Below are 17,702 nucleotides of genomic sequence, written 5' to 3'. Positions count from 1 at the left end.
CAAATCACGCTTGATGAAAAAAGAGCAATAATGATTGCTCTTTTGTTCTTTAAAGTGCCAATTTAAATAATAAAACAGGACGCTTATGAAACATTCTGCCAAAACCTTAGTCATCTTAATCGCTTTGTCTTTTTATCAAATCAGCCATGCCGACATCACAACCAAGCATAGTCATAATGATATTTTGCAAGCCACACATCAAGGTTGTATTCATGGCAATTACGCCCAAATTCCTCTAGATAGTAAGCAACTAAATACCCTGGTAGCGGGCAAAATCTCATTTAGCAACAACGACAAACTACATGGCATGACGCTTGATTTTCATCAGGATAAGGTCAAACGTGTGATTTTTAATAACAAAGTCAATGAGCAAAGTTTTTTGCTATGGCATGCTCATACCAATGATCGGCTGATCTTAGACGCTCCCACAGGATCACAGGCTTGCTATACCCTGTCTTTAACCTATAATCACACCGTTCAAGACGACACAGATTACCATAATGATAAACCACAAAGCCCTCTGTTACAACAAGTACAACAAGACCCAACCGCCCAAAACTTAGCCAATTTTTGGCAAAATGTTGCCAAAAATGGCACTCCCTTGATAGAGCAAGTGGGCGATAAGACATTGATGACATTTTTGTGGCGTGAAAGTGAGCCGACCGTCAACGTCCGCCTGCTTGGCTCGCCCAGTAATGACCATGAATGGCTATATAAATTACCAAAGAGTGATATTTGGTATAAAAGTTTTTGGGTTAAAGATTCTCTTTTGCTAAGTTATGAATTTGCCCCCAACGTCCCCATGCTTGCCCCAAATCCTGCAATGAGTGCTGATGATATTCGCTACAAAAAACGTCAAGCCATGCTCGCTAAACTCACGCACGACCCCCTAAATCCCCATCGTTTTGGTAACGGCTCTTGGGTGGGTGTGAATGCTGCATTTTCACAGACCAAGGCTCATCAGGGTAAACTGGTAGAGCGGATTTTTAAGAGCGAGTTGCTAAATAATCAAAGACGCATTTGGCTTTACCAAACCAATAATGTCAAAAAAGACAGTCAGCCGATTGTGCTGTATCTGTTCGATGGTGATGTGTATTTAAATGTGGTTGGTGTGCCAAGCTTGCTTGATGATTTTGCCACGCGCACAGGCATCGGTGTGATTGCCGTGCTGATTGATAATGTCAATCGCCATGCCGAGCTACCGATGAATGATGAGTTTGCTAAGATGATGAATGATGAGCTTGTGCCATTTGTGGTGCAACAGATGGGTGTATCGACAAGTGCAGACAGGACAGTGATTTCAGGGTCAAGCTATGGCGGACTGGCTGCGGCATTTGTGGCATATCGCCATCCTGATATTTTTGGCAATGTGTTGCCATTATCTGGTTCATTTTGGTATAAAAACGGACAAGACCAACACCTATACGACCTAATCCAGCAAAATCCTGCAAAACACACCCAAAAATGGCATATCATGGCAGGTAGCTACGAGACACACCGTCAGGGCGAGACAGTTAATGACAGCATTTTGGGGTCAAGCCAAACACTGGTTGCCAGCCTAAACAAACAAGGCAATCAAGCGACTTTTCGGCTATATGAAGGCGGACATGATTATGCTGTATGGCGTGTGGCGTTGATTGACGGATTGGAGAAATTGTTTGCAAGATAAGAGAATCGGGCGTTATCACAAAATAACGCCCTTATTTTTGGTCATTTACCAGCCTTTGACCACACCGTCTTTAAATTGGTTTTTGGCTTCGGCTTCTACTTCATCAGACTGATAGGCTTGAACGAAGTTTTTGATGGCGTCCGAGTCTTTGTTGTCGGCACGGGCAACGATGATGTTCACATAAGGCGAGTCTTTGTCTTCAACAAATACGCCGTCATTGGCGGTTAAGCCCACTTGACCTGCATAAGTGTTGTTCACCACCGCCAAATCCACGTCATCTAAGGCACGAGCGGCGACTGATGTATCCACTTCTTTGATTTCAAGTTTTTTGGGGTTTTCTACTATGTCAAGCGATGTTGAGAATAGGTTGGTGTTGTCTTTGAGTTTAATCAGCCCTTGCTTTTCAAGCAAAATGAGTGCACGAGCTAGGTTTGACGGGTCGTTTGGTACTGCCACGATAGCACCGTCTTTAAGCTCGCTTATGCTTTTGATTTTCTTAGAATAGCCTGCCAATGGATAGACAAAGGTATTGCCTACGATGACCAGATTATCCAGTTTTTTCTCTTGGCTGTCTTTGTCAAGATAAGGCTTGTGTTGCATGGCGTTGGCGTCTAAGTCGCACTTGGAGACGGCGGTGTTGGGCAGGGCGTAGTCGTTAAACTCAACGTATTCTACCACCAGACCGTATTTTTCTTGGGCGACTTTGGCGGCCACTTCGGCAACTTTATGTTCAGGCCCGCTCATCACGCCCACTTTGATTTTGTTGGGGTCGCCAGCAGGGCAAGAGGTAGCGGTTGCCGTTGTGGTTTGGGCGGTTGTGTCGGTTTTGGTTTCGGTTTGGGCAGGTTTGTCGCCACCACAGCCAACTAGGGCAATGCCTGATGCCAAGGCACACAGACCAAAAAATTTGTTTGCTTTCATAAGGGGTCTCTATTTAAAAAGGAATGATATTTATCTGTTTGTCAATTTAAAATCATTGAATTTATCAAATGACAAAATCATGACAACAATAAATTTTAACATATTAAAGCAAAAAATTAGTCAAACTTCAATATGAATTTTGACTAACATAACGCACTATACTTATGCCATTTTGGCATATCATCTATGGTCAAACCGCTCGGCAAGCATATCCCCCACCTTTTGGCATATCATGACAATCGCCACGATGATGACGGTCGCTATCCATTTGACATAGACCATACCACGATGTTCGCCATAGCTGATAGCAAGATTGCCCAGACCGCCACCACCTACCACACCTGCCATTGCCGAATAGCCGATGAGCGAGACGAGCGTGAGCGTTATGGCGTTGATGAGTATGGGTAGGCTCTCGGGGAAGTAGTATTTTGTGATGATTTGCCAGTTGGTTGCCCCCATGGCATGAGCCGATTCGGTCAAACCTGTGGGAATCTCGGCTAGGGCGTTGGCGGTAAGCCTTGCCACAAAAGGAATGGCGGTCATGGCAAGTGGCACAATGGCGGCGGTCGTGCCGAGCGTTGTCCCTACAATCAGGCGAGTAAAGGGCAATAAAATAATGAGCAAAATGATAAACGGCACCGACCGCCCCACGTTGATAATCACGTCCAATATGGCAAATAAAGGCTTATTCGCCAAAATCCGCCCCTTACCCGTCAAAAACGCCAAAAATCCAAGCGGTAGCCCCACCAGCACCGATATGGCGGTAGAGACCAGTCCCATATAGACCGTCTCGTAAGTGGACTTATAGACCATTTGCCACATTTGGGGGGTCAGCTCGCTCATAAAGCCTTGATAAATCTCATGCCACATAGCCTAACACCTCAAATCCAACATGATGTTCTGTAAAAAACGCCAATGCCTCCACGCACGCCGTCCGCTCGCCAATCATTTGGCTTATGGTTACGCCAAACTTGACACCGCCCACATAGTCCATTTGTGAAGTCAAAATGTTAAACGCCACGCCAAATCGCCGTGTCGCCTCCGAAAAGAGCGGACTGTCCACCGTTTTGCCACTAAATTCAAAGCGTATCACAGGATAAGTGCCGTCCGTCTCATGGGCGTGCAGGCGTGCCAAAAATTCATCAGGCAAGCTCACATGAAAAGTCGCCTTGATAAAGTCGTGGGCAAGTTCGGTTTGGGGATTGGCAAAAATCTGCCCCACCGTGCCTTGTTCCACCAACACGCCCTTGTCAATGACCGCCACTTTATCACAAATGCGTTTGACCACGTCCATTTCGTGCGTGATGAGCAGTATGGTAATGCCAAGTTCGCTGTTGATTTTTTTTAATAAATCCAAAATCGCCCCTGTTGTGGCAGGGTCTAAGGCACTGGTTGCTTCATCGCAGAGCAAAACTTTTGGGTCGGTTGCCAATGCTCGGGCAATGGCGACACGCTGTTTTTGACCGCCTGATAGGCTAGACGGATAGGCGTGATGACGCTCGGATAAGCCCACGAGTTCAAGCAGGGAGCTTACCTTTTCTTTGATGTTGTGTTTGGGTGTGCCAGACAGTTCAAGGCTTAAAGCGACATTATCAAACACCGTGCGAGATGAGAGCAGGTTAAACTGCTGAAAAATCATGCCGATATGACGGCGAGCCTTGATAAGGTCAGCATTGTCTAGGTTCATCAAGTCCACACCGTCCACAAATACGTGTCCTGTCGTGGGGCGTTCTAGGAGATTGACACAGCGAATGAGCGTGGATTTGCCTGCTCCGCTGGCTCCAATCACACCAAAAATCTCGCCCTTTGCCACCGTCAAATCGGTCGGTTGTAGGGCGGTAAAGGTCGTGGGTTTGCCGTCTTTTTTTATGGCGAAAGTTTTGCTAACGCCTTGTAATCTTATCATAATGGGTAAATTTGGGAAAATTGGTTATTATAGCATGGATTGCGTGAATATTATGGCGAAAATTGACTGATTGATGGTCTTGTTATTAGAGCATGCCTACCATTGACAACATTTTTATGAAATAGATGAAAATTTGACAATTTCAATCAATTTTTGCATGAAAATGGCTAAAACACAAATGACAAATCATGAAAAACCAAAAAATTGCCCAAAATTTACTCAAAATCAACACTTCTCCCCACAATCACGCATAACTACGACAGTTGCAACAATGGCGTAACATTTTTAAAATTTCTAGGGCAAAGCACGCACAAGACCGCCGATGATTTTACATTTTATGGCTATCACGCACCCCGAAAATCGCCTATCATACACTCATCACCAACAAGAAACATACCAAATGAATGCTTAATATCTGTTGGACTAATGATAAGCATGAATGACGTAGCATGGTTGGTGTCGTGGGTAAAGCCAATTTTGGATGATTTTAATGATGATTTGCTAGGTTGTTATGTTAGTTTAAATAATGCATAAAATCAACGTTAAATGAAAATAGAATTTCACTTTGCCCAAATCAGTAATAACCAAGTGACAACTCCATCTTTAATAAGGAATTCATCATGAGTAACTATGACCATATCGACCGTGACGTTGTAAAAAATATGTCCGATGAGACTAAAGCAGACCTAAACGCTGACCCAATCACAGGCGAGCCAGGTTCACACCCAGTAGGCACGGCAGTCGGTGGTCTAGGCGGTGCAGCCGCAGGGGCAGCCATTGGTGCATTGGCAGGTCCACTAGGGGCACTTATCGGCGGTGCCGTGGGTGCAATCGTTGGTGGTGGTGCAGGCAGTGCCGCAGGCGAAGCCTTTGACCCAACCATTGAAGAAGCCTACTGGCGTGCTCACTATGCCACATCGCCCACTTATGTAGCAGGCTATGACTATGACCGTGACTACCTACCTGCTTATGCCGTAGGTTATGCCAACCGTCCACATTATCCTGCTGATGCTCGCTTTGAAGATCATGAAAGTGATTTGGAGCGTTCATGGAATGAAGTTAAAGGCGAATCACGTCTGGCGTGGGAACAGGCCAAACTTGCTGCTCGTGATGCATGGTATCGTGTAAAGTACTAAGAAGTGCTAAATAATAAGTTAAATTTACCTGATTAATTTTAATTGGGTTCATAAAATAAAACCACTTAAATGCTCTGCATTTGGGTGGTTTTTTGTGCTGTTTTATCATTGTACACTCTGCAAAATGAAAAAGTGCTACAGTTTCCGTTCGTGGTGAGCCTGTCGAACCATAACGGAAACCGACCCACAGGCATAGCTCAGGGCGAACAGTTTCCGTAGTAAAATTCAATTTTGTTAGCTGTAAATTTTGGTTATTGCTATTTCAAATTTTAAAAACACCCCCATTTATAAACCTATCGTATTTTAAATACCTAAACATTTATCAAAATATTAAAAGGTACATCATGGCACACGAATACATCAGTATCAAAGGGGCAAAAACCCATAACCTAAAAGACATCAACGTGGACATTCCACGAGATAAGTTGGTTGTCATTACAGGTTTATCGGGTTCGGGCAAATCATCGCTCGCCTTTGATACGCTCTACGCCGAAGGGCAAAGACGTTATGTGGAGAGTCTGTCCGCTTATGCTCGCCAGTTTCTATCACAAATGGAGAAGCCTGACGTGGATAGTATTGAAGGCTTGTCCCCTGCCATTGCCATTGAACAAAAATCAACCAACCACAACCCCCGCTCCACGGTCGGCACGATTACCGAAGTGTATGATTATTTGCGATTACTGTTTGCTCGTGTCGGCACGCCCCATTGCCCTGAACACGGTTTGCCCATGGTCGCCCAAACGGTGAGCGAAATGGTGGACGACATTCTTGCCAAACCTGACGGCACACGGCTCATGCTCCTTGCCCCTGTCGTGCGTGAACGTAAGGGCGAGCATATTGCCCTATTGGAGAGCTTACAAGCACAGGGTTTTACCAAAGTTCGCATTGACGGGGTAGTCTATGACATGGACGAATTGCCCACGCTTGCCAAAACGCACAAACACACCATAGACGTGGTGGTGGATAGATTTAAGGTGCGAGATGATTTGGGTAACCGTGTGGCGGAGAGTTTGGAGACCACGTTACGCCTTGGCTCGGACATTGCCATTTTGCACAACATGGACGATGAGAGCGAGACGGTGCTGTCTGCCAAGCACTCTTGCCCTGCCTGTGATAGGGCAGTGAGCGAGTTGGAGCCACGCCTGTTTAGCTTTAACAATCCTGCTGGGGCGTGTCCGTCTTGTGATGGACTGGGCAAACGCCAGTATTTCTCTGCCGAACGTATCGTTACCGAACCTGCCAAATCCCTAAATCAAGGGGCGATACACGGTTGGGACAAACGCCACGCTTATTATTTTGGGCTTTTGACAACCGTTTGCACGCATTTTGGCATTGACATGGATAAGCCGTGGCAAGACTTAACCAAAAAAGAGCAAACTATCATTTTAAACGGTTCGGGCAAAGAGAAACTCACCTTTAACTTTACCGATGAACGTGGGCGTAAAACAACCAAAACCGTGCCATTTGAAGGGATTTTACCGTACCTAGAACGCCGTTATCACAGCACCACAAGCAACATCGTGCGAGATGAGTTAGCCCAATATTTATCTGATACCACTTGTAATGTCTGTAATGGCGTTCGCCTAAATGACATCGCTCGCAATGTCAAAGTGGACGGACGGGGCGTGGGCGACATCATTGCCCTGCCGATAGGGCAAGCGTGGCAATATTATGAAAACCTGCACATCGGCGGACACAAAGGCGAAGTGGCGGATAAGATTTTTAAAGAAATCCGTGAGCGTTTGGGCTTTTTGACCAAAGTGGGGCTAGAATACCTAACCCTTGCCCGCTCTGCCGAGACCCTATCGGGCGGGGAAGCTCAGCGTATCCGTCTGGCAAGCCAAATCGGAGCAGGGCTTATGGGGGTCATGTATGTGCTTGATGAGCCGTCCATTGGCTTGCACCAACGAGACAATGACCGCCTATTATCCACGCTGACTCACCTGCGAGATTTGGGCAACACCGTCATTGTCGTGGAGCATGATGAGGACGCCATTCGCACCGCTGACCACATCATTGACATTGGTGTGGGGGCAGGCGTGCATGGCGGACGTGTGATTGCCACAGGGACGGCGGACGAGATTGCCAAGAATGACAACTCATTAACAGGGCAATATTTATCGGGCAAAAAACGCATTGAGATTCCCAAAATCCGCCACAGTGCCAAAACAGGCGAGATTAAAAAAGGCAAAAAAACCGTAACCGAACCCCTATATATCCGCCTAGACGGAGCAAAGGGAAATAATTTAAAAAATGTAAACCTAGCCATTCCAATCGGTGTCATGACCTGTATCACAGGCGTATCAGGCTCGGGCAAATCCACGCTCATCAACCGCACGCTCATGCCACTGTCTGCCACGCACCTAAATAACGCAACCACGCTTGTGCCTGAGCCGTATGACAAAATCACAGGGCTAGAACACCTTGATAAAATGGTGGACATAGACCAGTCGCCAATCGGTCGCACGCCACGCTCCAACCCTGCCACTTATACGGGCGTGTTTACGCTCATCAGAGACCTATTTACCCAAACGCCAGAAGCTCGGGCAAGGGGCTATAAGGCAGGGCGGTTTAGCTTTAATGTCAAAGGCGGTCGCTGTGAAGCCTGTCAAGGGGACGGCATGATTAAGGTAGAAATGCACTTTTTGCCAGATATGTATGTGCCGTGCGATGTCTGTGCAGGCAGTCGCTACAATCGTGAGACCCTAGAAGTCCACTACAAGGGCAAATCTATCTCGGACGTGCTAGACATGACGGTAGAAGATGCCTTGGTGTTTTTTGAAGCAATCCCTGCCATTCATCGCAAATTAGAAGCCCTGATGCAGGTGGGTTTGGGCTACATTCAGCTTGGGCAATCCGCCACGACATTGTCAGGGGGCGAAGCACAGCGAGTTAAGCTCGCCAAAGAGCTTGCCAAACGGGACACAGGGCAGACACTCTATATCCTAGATGAGCCAACCACAGGGCTACATTTTGAAGACATTGCCAAACTGCTTGACATCTTGCACGCCCTTAGAGATAAGGGCAATACGGTGGTGGTCATTGAGCATAATTTGGACGTCATCAAGACCGCTGACTACATCGTGGATTTGGGCTATGAAGGTGGCTCAGGTGGGGGCGAGATTGTCGCCACAGGCACGCCAGAGGAGGTGGCGGACGATGAGAAGTCGCATACAGGGCGGTTTTTAAAAATGGTGCTGGATAAGGGCTGATGAAAAAATCCAAACTGCTTAAACTGACCCTAACCGCCTTGGTATTGTTATTGATACCAAGGCGAAGTAGTCCCAATCCGCCAAAAAGGTAGCTCATGTATTTATTTGACACCCACACCCATTTTGACGTACCCGAATACGACAATAAGCGTGATGAATACAATCACACCGCCTTTACGCATGGCGTGCGTCATGTGGTGCTTATTGGCTATTTGGCAAAATATTTTGATAGAATGAGACAGGTCAAATACCATGCCGATAGCCATTATCCAATCAAGCACCATTTGGCGTGTGGCTTACACCCGTTATATATCAAAGAACATAGCGATGATGATTTGGATATTTTAGATAATTATCTAAACAAATATCCCAACATTGCCATTGGCGAGATAGGGCTTGATACTTATCCTGATGAATTAAAATCGGTGGATAATTATGATAAGCAATGCCGTTTTTTTATAGAGCAAATCGGCTTATCAAAAACGCATGATTTACCCATTTTATTACACATTCGCAAATCGCACGCCGATACCCTAAAACTTTTAAAGATGCAAAAATACAACGCTCACAATCAAGGCGGTATCGCTCATAGTTTTAGCGGTGGCGAAAATGAAGCGTTGCATTTTGCCAAATTGGGTTTTAAAATTGGCATTACAGGGCAAATCACCAACCCTAATGCCAAAAAATTACGCCAAGCGGTAAAAACGGTATTTGATAAAATTGGCATATCTGCTTTTGTGATTGAGACCGATTGCCCTGATATGAATCCTATCCCTGCTCAACTGGGCGGTAATTATTTTAATGAACCCAAAAATTTAATATATGTTTTAGATGAATTGGCGGTGTTATTTAATATGGATAAAGAAACCTTGGCATATCAATTTTGGCAAAACAGCAATGAGGCATTTAAAACTAATTTTGAATATCATTAAATAATTTTTAAAAATAAAAATTGGTAGGGTGCGTATTACGCACCATTAAATGATTTAATTTTAATTTAAAATGCCTACTTATCAATTATTAAATAATTATTTTGGCTCTGGTTCAAAAAGTATGCTACAAAGAAAACCGTTCGTGGTGAGCTTGGGAAACCTAACGGTTTTCCTACCCGCAGGCAGGCTCAGGGCGAACGGAAAATCTAGTTCAGCATACTTTTTAGACCACTACCATTATTTTTAGCTTGTAGGGGCAATTTATTCGCCCAAAATTTAAAGAGTAAAATAAAATGACCAACCGCAGATTTGCAGGCACCCGCACGCTATATGGCGATGATTTTGACAAATTTACCCACGCTCATGTTTATGTGATTGGCATTGGTGGTGTGGGGTCATGGGCGGTGGAGGCGTTAGCTCGCACAGGTATTGGTGAGATGACGCTCATTGATATGGACGTGCTGGTGGAGAGTAATGTCAATCGCCAACTGCCCGCCCTAACCGACACCTTTGGCGAATCAAAAATTGGCGAGATGACAAAACGAGCAATTGGCATTAACCCCAATATCAAAATCAATGCCATTGATGACTTTATCACGCCTGATAATATTGATAAGCTATTACCAAGTATTGATGTTATAAAAGACTATAAAGCCAAAAAAAGACCGCTTATTATATTAGACTGTGTGGATGACATGAATGCCAAATTGGCAATTGCCCTATATTGCCGATTTAATAAAGTTAAACTCATCATCTCAGGTGGAGCAGGGGGCAAAATCGACCCTTTGCAAATAAAAGTGAGTGATTTAAAAGATGTATATCAAGACCCCTTACTTGCCAAATTACGCCAACACCTAAGAGATAAAAATATCAATAAATCTTTAAAGGAAAAGTTTGGCATGAAATGTGTCTATTCGTCCGAACCCTTAAAACTTGCCAATGCCTGTGAAAGTGGACTTAACTGCGGTGGCTATGGCTCGGCGGTTACGGTAACGGCAAGCGTGGGTATGATAATGGCGAGCGAATGTTTAAAGATGATTGCACAATCATCAAAACCCCATTGATAAATATTTAACCCAACTATTTAACCCAATTCATTGACGGAGCATATTATGAAAATTTTAAATTCCCCTTATTATAAACCCAGAAAAGTATTTAACGAAAATTACATCAACAACCAACATCAAGTCGTCATACAAGACTTAGATGACAAAATCAAAGTCAATGACAATCCTTATGACAACCTACTATACTCTATTTATCCTTACATCATTTTTGAGGATATGGTCATCAGAAGAGACAGGCTTGCTGATTTTATCAAATGCACTGATTATTATACCGTCTCTTTTGATAAAAAGAGCGGGCAATTTTATGAAAATGAGCATTGCTATTTTTATGAAAAATACAAATTTTTTATCGTTGCCAGTGAGGATTTGAGCAATGACTATCATAAAACGATTTTTGAGGCTGGATTATTGCAGGTACATAGTGTCTATTATGACCCCACCGATGAAAATGTGCTTGCCAATATGCGTGAATTTTTTAACAACTATTTTGAAAAATATGTCTCGCCTGAAAGTAAGATTTTGCTATTGTTAAAAGAATGCCAAAACTTAGTTTTTAAACACCAAAGCATTAAGCCTTATACGCTGGATTTAAAGACGATGTATAATGATGACTTTTTGCCAGTACACACCAAAATTAAAAACGAACTGGGTCAAGGCAAAAAAGGCGTGGTATTATTGCATGGTTTGGCAGGTACGGGTAAGACCAATTATATCAAATGGCTGACCGCTCAAATTCCCGATAAAGATTTTATTTTTGTACCAAATAATATGATTGGTGAGCTTGCCAAACCTGAATTTATGAGTATGCTCATTGAGCAAAAAAATTCGGTGCTGGTATTAGAAGACTGCGAAAACTATATCGCCGAGCGTGTAGGCGGTGGCAATCAAACGGACGTGGTGGGGATTATTCTAAATATCGCTGATGGGATATTGTCAGACGTATTAGAATGCCAGTTTATTTGTACCTTTAATGCCGATTTGATGGATATTGACCATGCACTGCTTAGACGAGGGCGACTGATTGCCGAATATCAATTTGGTAAATTGTCCATTGAAAAATGCAATGCCTATCTAAAATCCATTGGCAAAGACATCACGGTGGATAAAGAGATGACCCTTGCTGAATTAACCCATATTGATGAAAAAGAATATAAAGCGGTTGATGATAAAAAAGTGGGATTTGGGTTTGTTTAAATCTATTGGTATTAATATTTTAAATAGATAAATAAGGGTAAATTAAATTTGCCCTTATTTTAATTGCTCTTAATAAACACCAGCATATCCATAACGCTGATTATTCACTTGGGTAACAAAGGTGATGCCATAGCGTAAATGGGTGTTATCATGCCATTTATAAACAAAGCTATACGGTTTATAAAATTGATGTGTATCATACATCAAGCTTAAATGCAGTCGCTCTAAATCGCTAATGTCTTCGGTGATAAGTCGGTCATTATCAAGATAAATAAAATGGCATTGCGACTGTGCTTGTGGCGTGGTAAAAATTTGCTCACTAAAATGATAGTGGCAATATACCGCTTTATCCTGTCCGATATTGGGCGGAGCATAGCTGACATAATCCACATCATCAGGGATATGGGGTGCTAATTTGGGATTGACGTGCTTGGCGTGGTAGTTAAGATTGGAGATATGGCAATTATCCGCCCACGAGTGCGTATTTTGGCTTTGATTAAATTCATCTTGGATTGTTTGAATGGTTTGTTTATTGCCAGTCACATGAAGGGCAGGCATATCAAAATCGTGATTGGTCATAAAATCCGCCCCGTGTTTTAGGGCAATCTTGCCCCGTGTTTTAGGGCAATCTTGCTCAGCTCTTTATGCATGCACATATCATAGCTGATATGGGTAAATTGGCTTTGATTATTGGGTAATAAAATCATGGCGATAATCGCCACGCATGATAGGACGATAAGCAAGGGAGTGATAAATTTCATGAGTGGCAATCTTTTTGAGTTATCCTAAATCAGCCAAACAATTTTGTCAAGGATGGAGAATGCCTGCCTTTTAAACGGATGTTTTCGTTGTAAATACAAAGGGTGGGTAAGATCTATGTTTCATGGCTTTTTAAAAACCACTAAACAAAAGATTGATTTATTACAAAAGATAAAAAATAAAAAACAGCTTATAAGCAATTTTAAGCTGTTTTTTTGTGAAAAGGGTGCCCCAACCACTGCTTATCGAACGTATCAAAACGGTTGTCAGATTGCTTTATTTTGGCTTGTTTGGCAACTTCTTTGGGGTCTATGCCTTGTGTTAACTGCTCTTTGATTTCTATATTTTTGGCTCGTGCTTGTGCCAACGATAAGGCAGGGTATTTGCCTAATGCCTTTTCTTTTTACTTGCCATTGTGGCTGTAAATTGATACAAAAACCTTTGTGCCTGTATGTCGAATATAAAGCCATGGCCCATTACCATCACTGATTTTATTGGGCTTATTCGGTGTGCATTTTTCATTGAACTGTAAGCATTTAATGGCGGTATCTGTAAGGCTCATTTTTGGTATATTTCGGTTACGAACTCGTATACCAGTTTTTTATGGATAGCAATAGATTATGACGGACAGCCAAAGACAAGAAAAGGGCTAAACACAAGAAAAATCAAGGGCTATCTCACAATGTGAGATAGCCCTAGACTGTTATATGGTCGGAGTGGCGGGATTCGAACTCGCGACCCCTTGCACCCCATGCAAGTGCGCTACCAAGCTGCGCTACACCCCGAATAGGCGATTATTATAGCAGGTTTTTGGTAGATTGCAAGCGATTTTTAACTTGTATTGTGATTGTAAGGCAAAACCGCCCAATAAATTTGGGCGGTTTTGTATGGCGGTTTATCCTGCTTGATTGTCATCAGATGATGGGGTATCAAGCGGGGCGGTGTCATCGGCTTTGGGTTTGCGTTTGACGACTTCTGCCTTTTGGGCTGCCTTGGATGTTCTTTTGGCAGGGGTTTTGGCAGGTTTTGGGGTTTTTGCTTTGGCAGGTTTGGGCTTTTTGGGCGTTACCAAATTCAAAATCCCTGTTGGTTGTAGCAGTTGACCTGAGACGCTCTCAATCATGTCCTTATAACTGGCAGGACTGGTTTTGGTGGTCTCATCATTTGTCTTATTGTCAGTTTTATCAGCTACTTTGGGGGCTTTGGCATCTGACATTTTACCGTCGTCTTTGGATTCATCGGTTGGGCTGATGATATCATCCAAGGCTTGCACCAAAGATTCTAAGGCGGACTCAGCGGATTCTAACACTTTATCCATGGTGTCGCTGGCAGACTCTAATAAGCTTGGCTCGGTAGTGTCATGTGTACTAGGCTCCGCCATGTCGCCTACTGGCAGTTCAGGGCTGTCCACAGGCTCAGGCTTGTGAGTTTCCGTGGCAGGGGTTGCCGTCTCGTCTGTAATCGTACTCGGGACGGATTCACCTGCTGTCTCATCAAGGATGGGACTTGTGCCTAAGTCAGGGTGTTGACCACGAGGGTCGTTACTGGCACGCTGAGTGATGGGGCGTGGAATGGCTTCGGTTTTGCCTTGTCCGATGTGCCATGCACGCTGTGCGGTGGTATGCTTGGCAAAGTCCGCCAGATATTCGCTTGAGAGTGGAGCGTAGCCATAGTTGACGAACTGCTTGGCGAACGCCTGTTCAAACTCTTGCTCTCCGTCTGTCGCAGAGTGAGTCTCTGTGGGTTTGTCAGCGTGAATGGCGTCTACCGCACGCAAAAAGTGTGCCACAAAGTCATCACGCCATGCTTGGGGCAGGGTGTCGCCCAGTACGCTTTGGATGAACTCGCCTGCCGTGCCTGTGATGGTCGGGCGAGTTGTGGTGGGGGCTGACTGTGCTTTGGTCAGACCAAGCTTCTCACGCAGGGCGACCGCCACGACTCGGGGGTCGTTGATTGCCTTATTCATCTCTTGGGCGAGCGTGGTTAGGCGTTCTGCACTCACGACATCAGCGGTTGGCATGTCTGCTTGTTGTACCATGTCATGAGCATTAGCACTTACTTCATCTGCTTGGGCGGATGTGGCTTGCTCTTTCTGATTTACCCCTGTATCATTGGCAGGTGTGGTAACAGGAGTGGTAACATTATCATCCACATTGATGGTTTCTGTCACCACTTCTGCTCGTGCTTCTGCTTGCACCGCCAAGTCTACCACTTCGCTGTCTTTGTTGGGTTTATCGGCGGGTTCGGCTTTTTCAGCTCTGGCGCGTTTTGGTTTGGGTTTGCTGTTGTCTAGCGAGACATGCACCACATCGCCTGTCATCTCAGGCTCGATGATGGGGCTGATGTATAGCACCACTTCATCAGGGTTGGCAGATTTGTGTGCGGTGCGGTCAGCTTTGGCAGGTTTATCAGTATCCTTATCTGCTCTTGGCTCATGTTTTGATTCTGGCTTTGGCTCATGGGCTTGGGGCTTGGTTGCCGATTTGTCCATGCCCTTGTCTGTGCTTTTATCTGTTTCTTTGTCTGCTTTGTCGGCAGGTCTTAGTGTCTCGCCACGCACCATTTCGCCACGAGATTCACGCTGAGAGTTTGGCTCACGCTTGGGATAGTCTGGCTCTTTTCTGCGACGGTCGGTTTTTTCGTTTCTGTCCTTATCATAGTTTTCGCGTTTGTCGGTCTTGTTCTGACTGTCACTGTCGCTGTGGTCACGTTTGGTCTTTTTCTTGTATTTGTCATCACGTTCAGAGCGAGCAGGGCGTTCTGTCTTGTCATGATGTTTGTCACTGCTCTTGTCGTGGGCTTTGTCGTCAGCTTTTGCTTCTTTGTGTTCTTTTTCGGGTAGAGCTAGGGTGCCAAACGAACCTAGGCTCACGCCCCCGCCATTGACGATAGATTCGATGGCAGCGGCGGCGTCTTCGTTATTTAGGGCGTGAGCAAGGCGTGCCTGTGGTTTGGGAGCGAACAAGTTGGATAACCATGCCACGGCTTTGACTTCTTGGGACTGTTTGGGGGTCTCTTGGGGGATTTTGTCTCGTTTGTTGTCGCCTTTTTGGTCTTTGTTTTTGGCGGTGGCATTATCTGCCTTTTGCCAACGGTTTGCCACTGTGGTTGGTTCATCGGTTTTGGTTTGCCAGTTCACTTCATAGCCACGGTCAATGTTTTCACGCTCTTCAACATCAACAATCCGCTCATAGCTTGACGGGGCAAAGCCGTCTGGGTTGAAGTGCAGGCTAAAATTGGGCGATTCTAGATGAGCATGGGGCAAAATGGTAATGCGTGTGCCTGAGTCTTGCTCTAAATAGACAAGGCTTTCACGTTTTTCGTTAAGCAAAAAGGCGGCAATCTCGGTCGGCACTTCGGCTTGAATCTCGCCCATACGCTCTTTTAGGGCAATCTGCTCAATCTGACGCATGATAGACAGAGCAAGCGAACGCAAATCCCGTATCATGCCGTTGCCATGACAACGAGGGCATAGATAACCTGTGGCTTCTTCTAGGGACGGACGCAGTCTTTGACGACTCATTTCCATCAAGCCAAATTTGGAAATCTCGGCAAACTGCACTCTGGCACGGTCGTAGCGTGTGGCATCAATCAAGCGTTTTTCCACGTCCTTTTGGTGGCGTGGGTCGTTCATGTCAATAAAGTCAATGACGATGAGTCCGCCCATGTCTCTTAGGCGTAGCTGACGGGCAATCTCATCGGCGGCTTCTAAGTTGGTGTGATAAGCGGTCTCGGCAACGTCTGAGCCTTTGGTGGACTTGGCGGAGTTGATGTCGATTGCCACCATGGCTTCGGTTTGGTCAATGACAATAGAGCCGCCAGATGGCAAGCGAACTTCACGCTGATAAGCGGTCTCAATCTGGCGCTCTACCCCAAAACGGCTAAATAGTGGCTCATAATCGGTGTATTTACGTAGTTTGCCCATCTGGGTAGGCATGACGGACGCAATAAAATGCGCCGCTTCGTTATAGGCGTTCTCGCTGTCAATCCATACCTCACCGATGTCATCGCGCAGATAATCACGCACCGCACGAGTGACCACGCCTGCTTCTTGGTGGACAAGGCAGGGGCTGGGGCGAGTGCGTTTTTGCTCTTGGATGGCTGACCATGCTTCTAGCAGGTGGTTTAGGTCGTTTTGTAGGTCATCAAAGCCCTTACCCAGTCCTGCGGTGCGTACAATCACGCTCATGCCACGGGGTATGGACAGACTGGCGATGATTTGTTTCATCTCTTCACGGACTTTACCTGAGATTTGGCGGCTGATACCGCCTGCCTTGCTGTTGTTAGGCATGAGTACCAGATAACGCCCAGCGAGCGAAATGTAGGTGGACAGGGCAGCCCCTTTGTTGCCACGTTCTTCTTTTTCGACTTGAACGATGACGCTGTCGCCTTCTTTGATGATGTCTCTGATGTTGTCGGTGCGTGGGTTGCCTTTGAGATATTCTGGGGCAATCTCTCTGAGGGGCAAAAAGCCCTGACGAGCCGAGCCGTATTCGACAAATACCGCTTCTAATGACGGCTCAACACGGGTGATATGTCCCTTGTAGATGTTGGCTTTTTTTTGTTCACGAGTGCGATTTTCTAGGTCAAAATCGTAAAGGTGGTGGTCTTTGCACAGTGCCACACGAATTTCTTCGTTGTGGGTGGCGTTGATAAGAATGCGTTTCATGATGTTCCTTAAAAAAGTAAACATCAAGGCGGTAAGATAGGGCGTTGCCTATTAGACAAATGGTTGGGCTTTATGGTGTGTTAGGTTTGCAAAAATCGGGTACATAAGCACCCATGTTTTGGCTTTTTACAATAAAAATCTACAAAACTAAAAACCCATTTGGTAAATCATTACCAAATCAGTTCAACGCCTAAAAATTGGTTGGGAATAACCCTTATCATACAGTCATCGCTTGCA

General features: G+C 45.1%; 13 protein-coding genes and 1 tRNA gene. 7 read left to right on the top strand and 7 right to left on the bottom strand.

Going from position 1 to position 17,702, the window contains the following annotated elements; genetic code table 11:
* The first annotated feature begins 85 nt into the window (after positions 1-85).
* Entirely contained in the window at positions 86-1,669 is a 1,584-nt protein-coding gene (locus tag DX073_RS06160; RefSeq protein ID WP_115006681.1) for an alpha/beta hydrolase-fold protein, read from the top strand.
* 45 nt (positions 1,670-1,714) lie between these two features.
* Here DX073_RS06160 and DX073_RS06155 read toward each other — a convergent pair whose 3' ends face one another.
* The 3 genes from DX073_RS06155 to metN form a co-directional block, all read right to left on the bottom strand.
* Positions 1,715-2,590: a MetQ/NlpA family lipoprotein gene (locus tag DX073_RS06155; protein WP_115006680.1), complete on the bottom strand. Its 876-nt coding sequence runs from the start codon at positions 2,588-2,590 to the stop codon at positions 1,715-1,717.
* Between the two features lie 180 nt (positions 2,591-2,770).
* The gene (locus DX073_RS06150; RefSeq protein ID WP_115006679.1) at positions 2,771-3,460 is read right to left on the bottom strand and encodes a methionine ABC transporter permease; all 690 of its coding nucleotides are present in this window, start codon (positions 3,458-3,460) and stop codon (positions 2,771-2,773) included.
* Positions 3,450-4,496, bottom strand: coding sequence for a methionine ABC transporter ATP-binding protein MetN (gene metN / locus DX073_RS06145; RefSeq protein WP_115006677.1), 1,047 nt, complete (start codon positions 4,494-4,496; stop codon positions 3,450-3,452). Before metN ends, DX073_RS06150 begins: the two co-directional genes overlap by 11 nt.
* Positions 4,497-5,116: 620 nt before the next feature.
* Here metN and DX073_RS06140 point away from each other — a divergent pair.
* The 5 genes from DX073_RS06140 to DX073_RS06120 all read left to right on the top strand — a co-directional run bounded on the left by DX073_RS06140 (position 5,117) and on the right by DX073_RS06120 (position 12,037).
* Complete coding sequence (locus DX073_RS06140) at positions 5,117-5,632, top strand: hypothetical protein (RefSeq protein WP_115006675.1); 516 nt, start codon at positions 5,117-5,119, stop codon at positions 5,630-5,632.
* Positions 5,633-5,976: 344 nt separating this feature from the next.
* Positions 5,977-8,844, top strand: a complete 2,868-nt coding sequence (gene uvrA / locus DX073_RS06135; protein WP_115006673.1) for an excinuclease ABC subunit UvrA — start codon at positions 5,977-5,979, stop codon at positions 8,842-8,844.
* A gap of 95 nt (positions 8,845-8,939) precedes the next feature.
* On the top strand, positions 8,940-9,776 hold the full coding sequence (locus DX073_RS06130) for a TatD family hydrolase (RefSeq protein ID WP_115006671.1): 837 nt from the start codon (positions 8,940-8,942) through the stop codon (positions 9,774-9,776).
* A gap of 293 nt (positions 9,777-10,069) precedes the next feature.
* Positions 10,070-10,840 (top strand): tRNA threonylcarbamoyladenosine dehydratase, encoded by a 771-nt coding sequence (locus tag DX073_RS06125; RefSeq protein WP_115006669.1) that lies wholly within the window; start codon positions 10,070-10,072, stop codon positions 10,838-10,840.
* Between the two features lie 48 nt (positions 10,841-10,888).
* The gene (locus tag DX073_RS06120) at positions 10,889-12,037 is read left to right on the top strand and encodes an AAA family ATPase (protein WP_115006668.1); all 1,149 of its coding nucleotides are present in this window, start codon (positions 10,889-10,891) and stop codon (positions 12,035-12,037) included.
* Between the two features lie 69 nt (positions 12,038-12,106).
* Here the strand turns inward: DX073_RS06120 and DX073_RS06115 are convergent, their stop codons facing one another.
* Complete coding sequence (locus DX073_RS06115; protein ID WP_115006666.1) at positions 12,107-12,616, bottom strand: hypothetical protein; 510 nt, start codon at positions 12,614-12,616, stop codon at positions 12,107-12,109.
* 17 nt (positions 12,617-12,633) lie between these two features.
* Positions 12,634-12,798, bottom strand: a complete 165-nt coding sequence (locus DX073_RS14280; protein WP_181814384.1) for a hypothetical protein — start codon at positions 12,796-12,798, stop codon at positions 12,634-12,636.
* Between the two features lie 115 nt (positions 12,799-12,913).
* Here DX073_RS14280 and DX073_RS14685 point away from each other — a divergent pair, with 115 nt between their 5' ends.
* Entirely contained in the window at positions 12,914-13,132 is a 219-nt protein-coding gene (locus tag DX073_RS14685; protein WP_258556892.1) for a hypothetical protein, read from the top strand.
* Between the two features lie 372 nt (positions 13,133-13,504).
* On the opposite strand, the gene DX073_RS06105 is transcribed toward DX073_RS14685, so the two are convergent.
* Both DX073_RS06105 and DX073_RS06100 read right to left on the bottom strand, forming a co-directional pair.
* Positions 13,505-13,581 (bottom strand) — tRNA-Pro (locus DX073_RS06105).
* 110 nt (positions 13,582-13,691) lie between these two features.
* Positions 13,692-17,465, bottom strand: a complete 3,774-nt coding sequence (locus DX073_RS06100; RefSeq protein ID WP_115006662.1) for an Rne/Rng family ribonuclease — start codon at positions 17,463-17,465, stop codon at positions 13,692-13,694.
* Positions 17,466-17,702 lie beyond the last annotated feature (237 nt).

The sequence above is a fragment of the Moraxella lacunata genome, assembly GCF_900453205.1.
Classification (GTDB): domain Bacteria; phylum Pseudomonadota; class Gammaproteobacteria; order Pseudomonadales; family Moraxellaceae; genus Moraxella; species Moraxella lacunata_B.
Note: the sequence above shows the minus strand (reverse complement) of the source record. Positions and strands in the feature narration are given on the sequence as shown.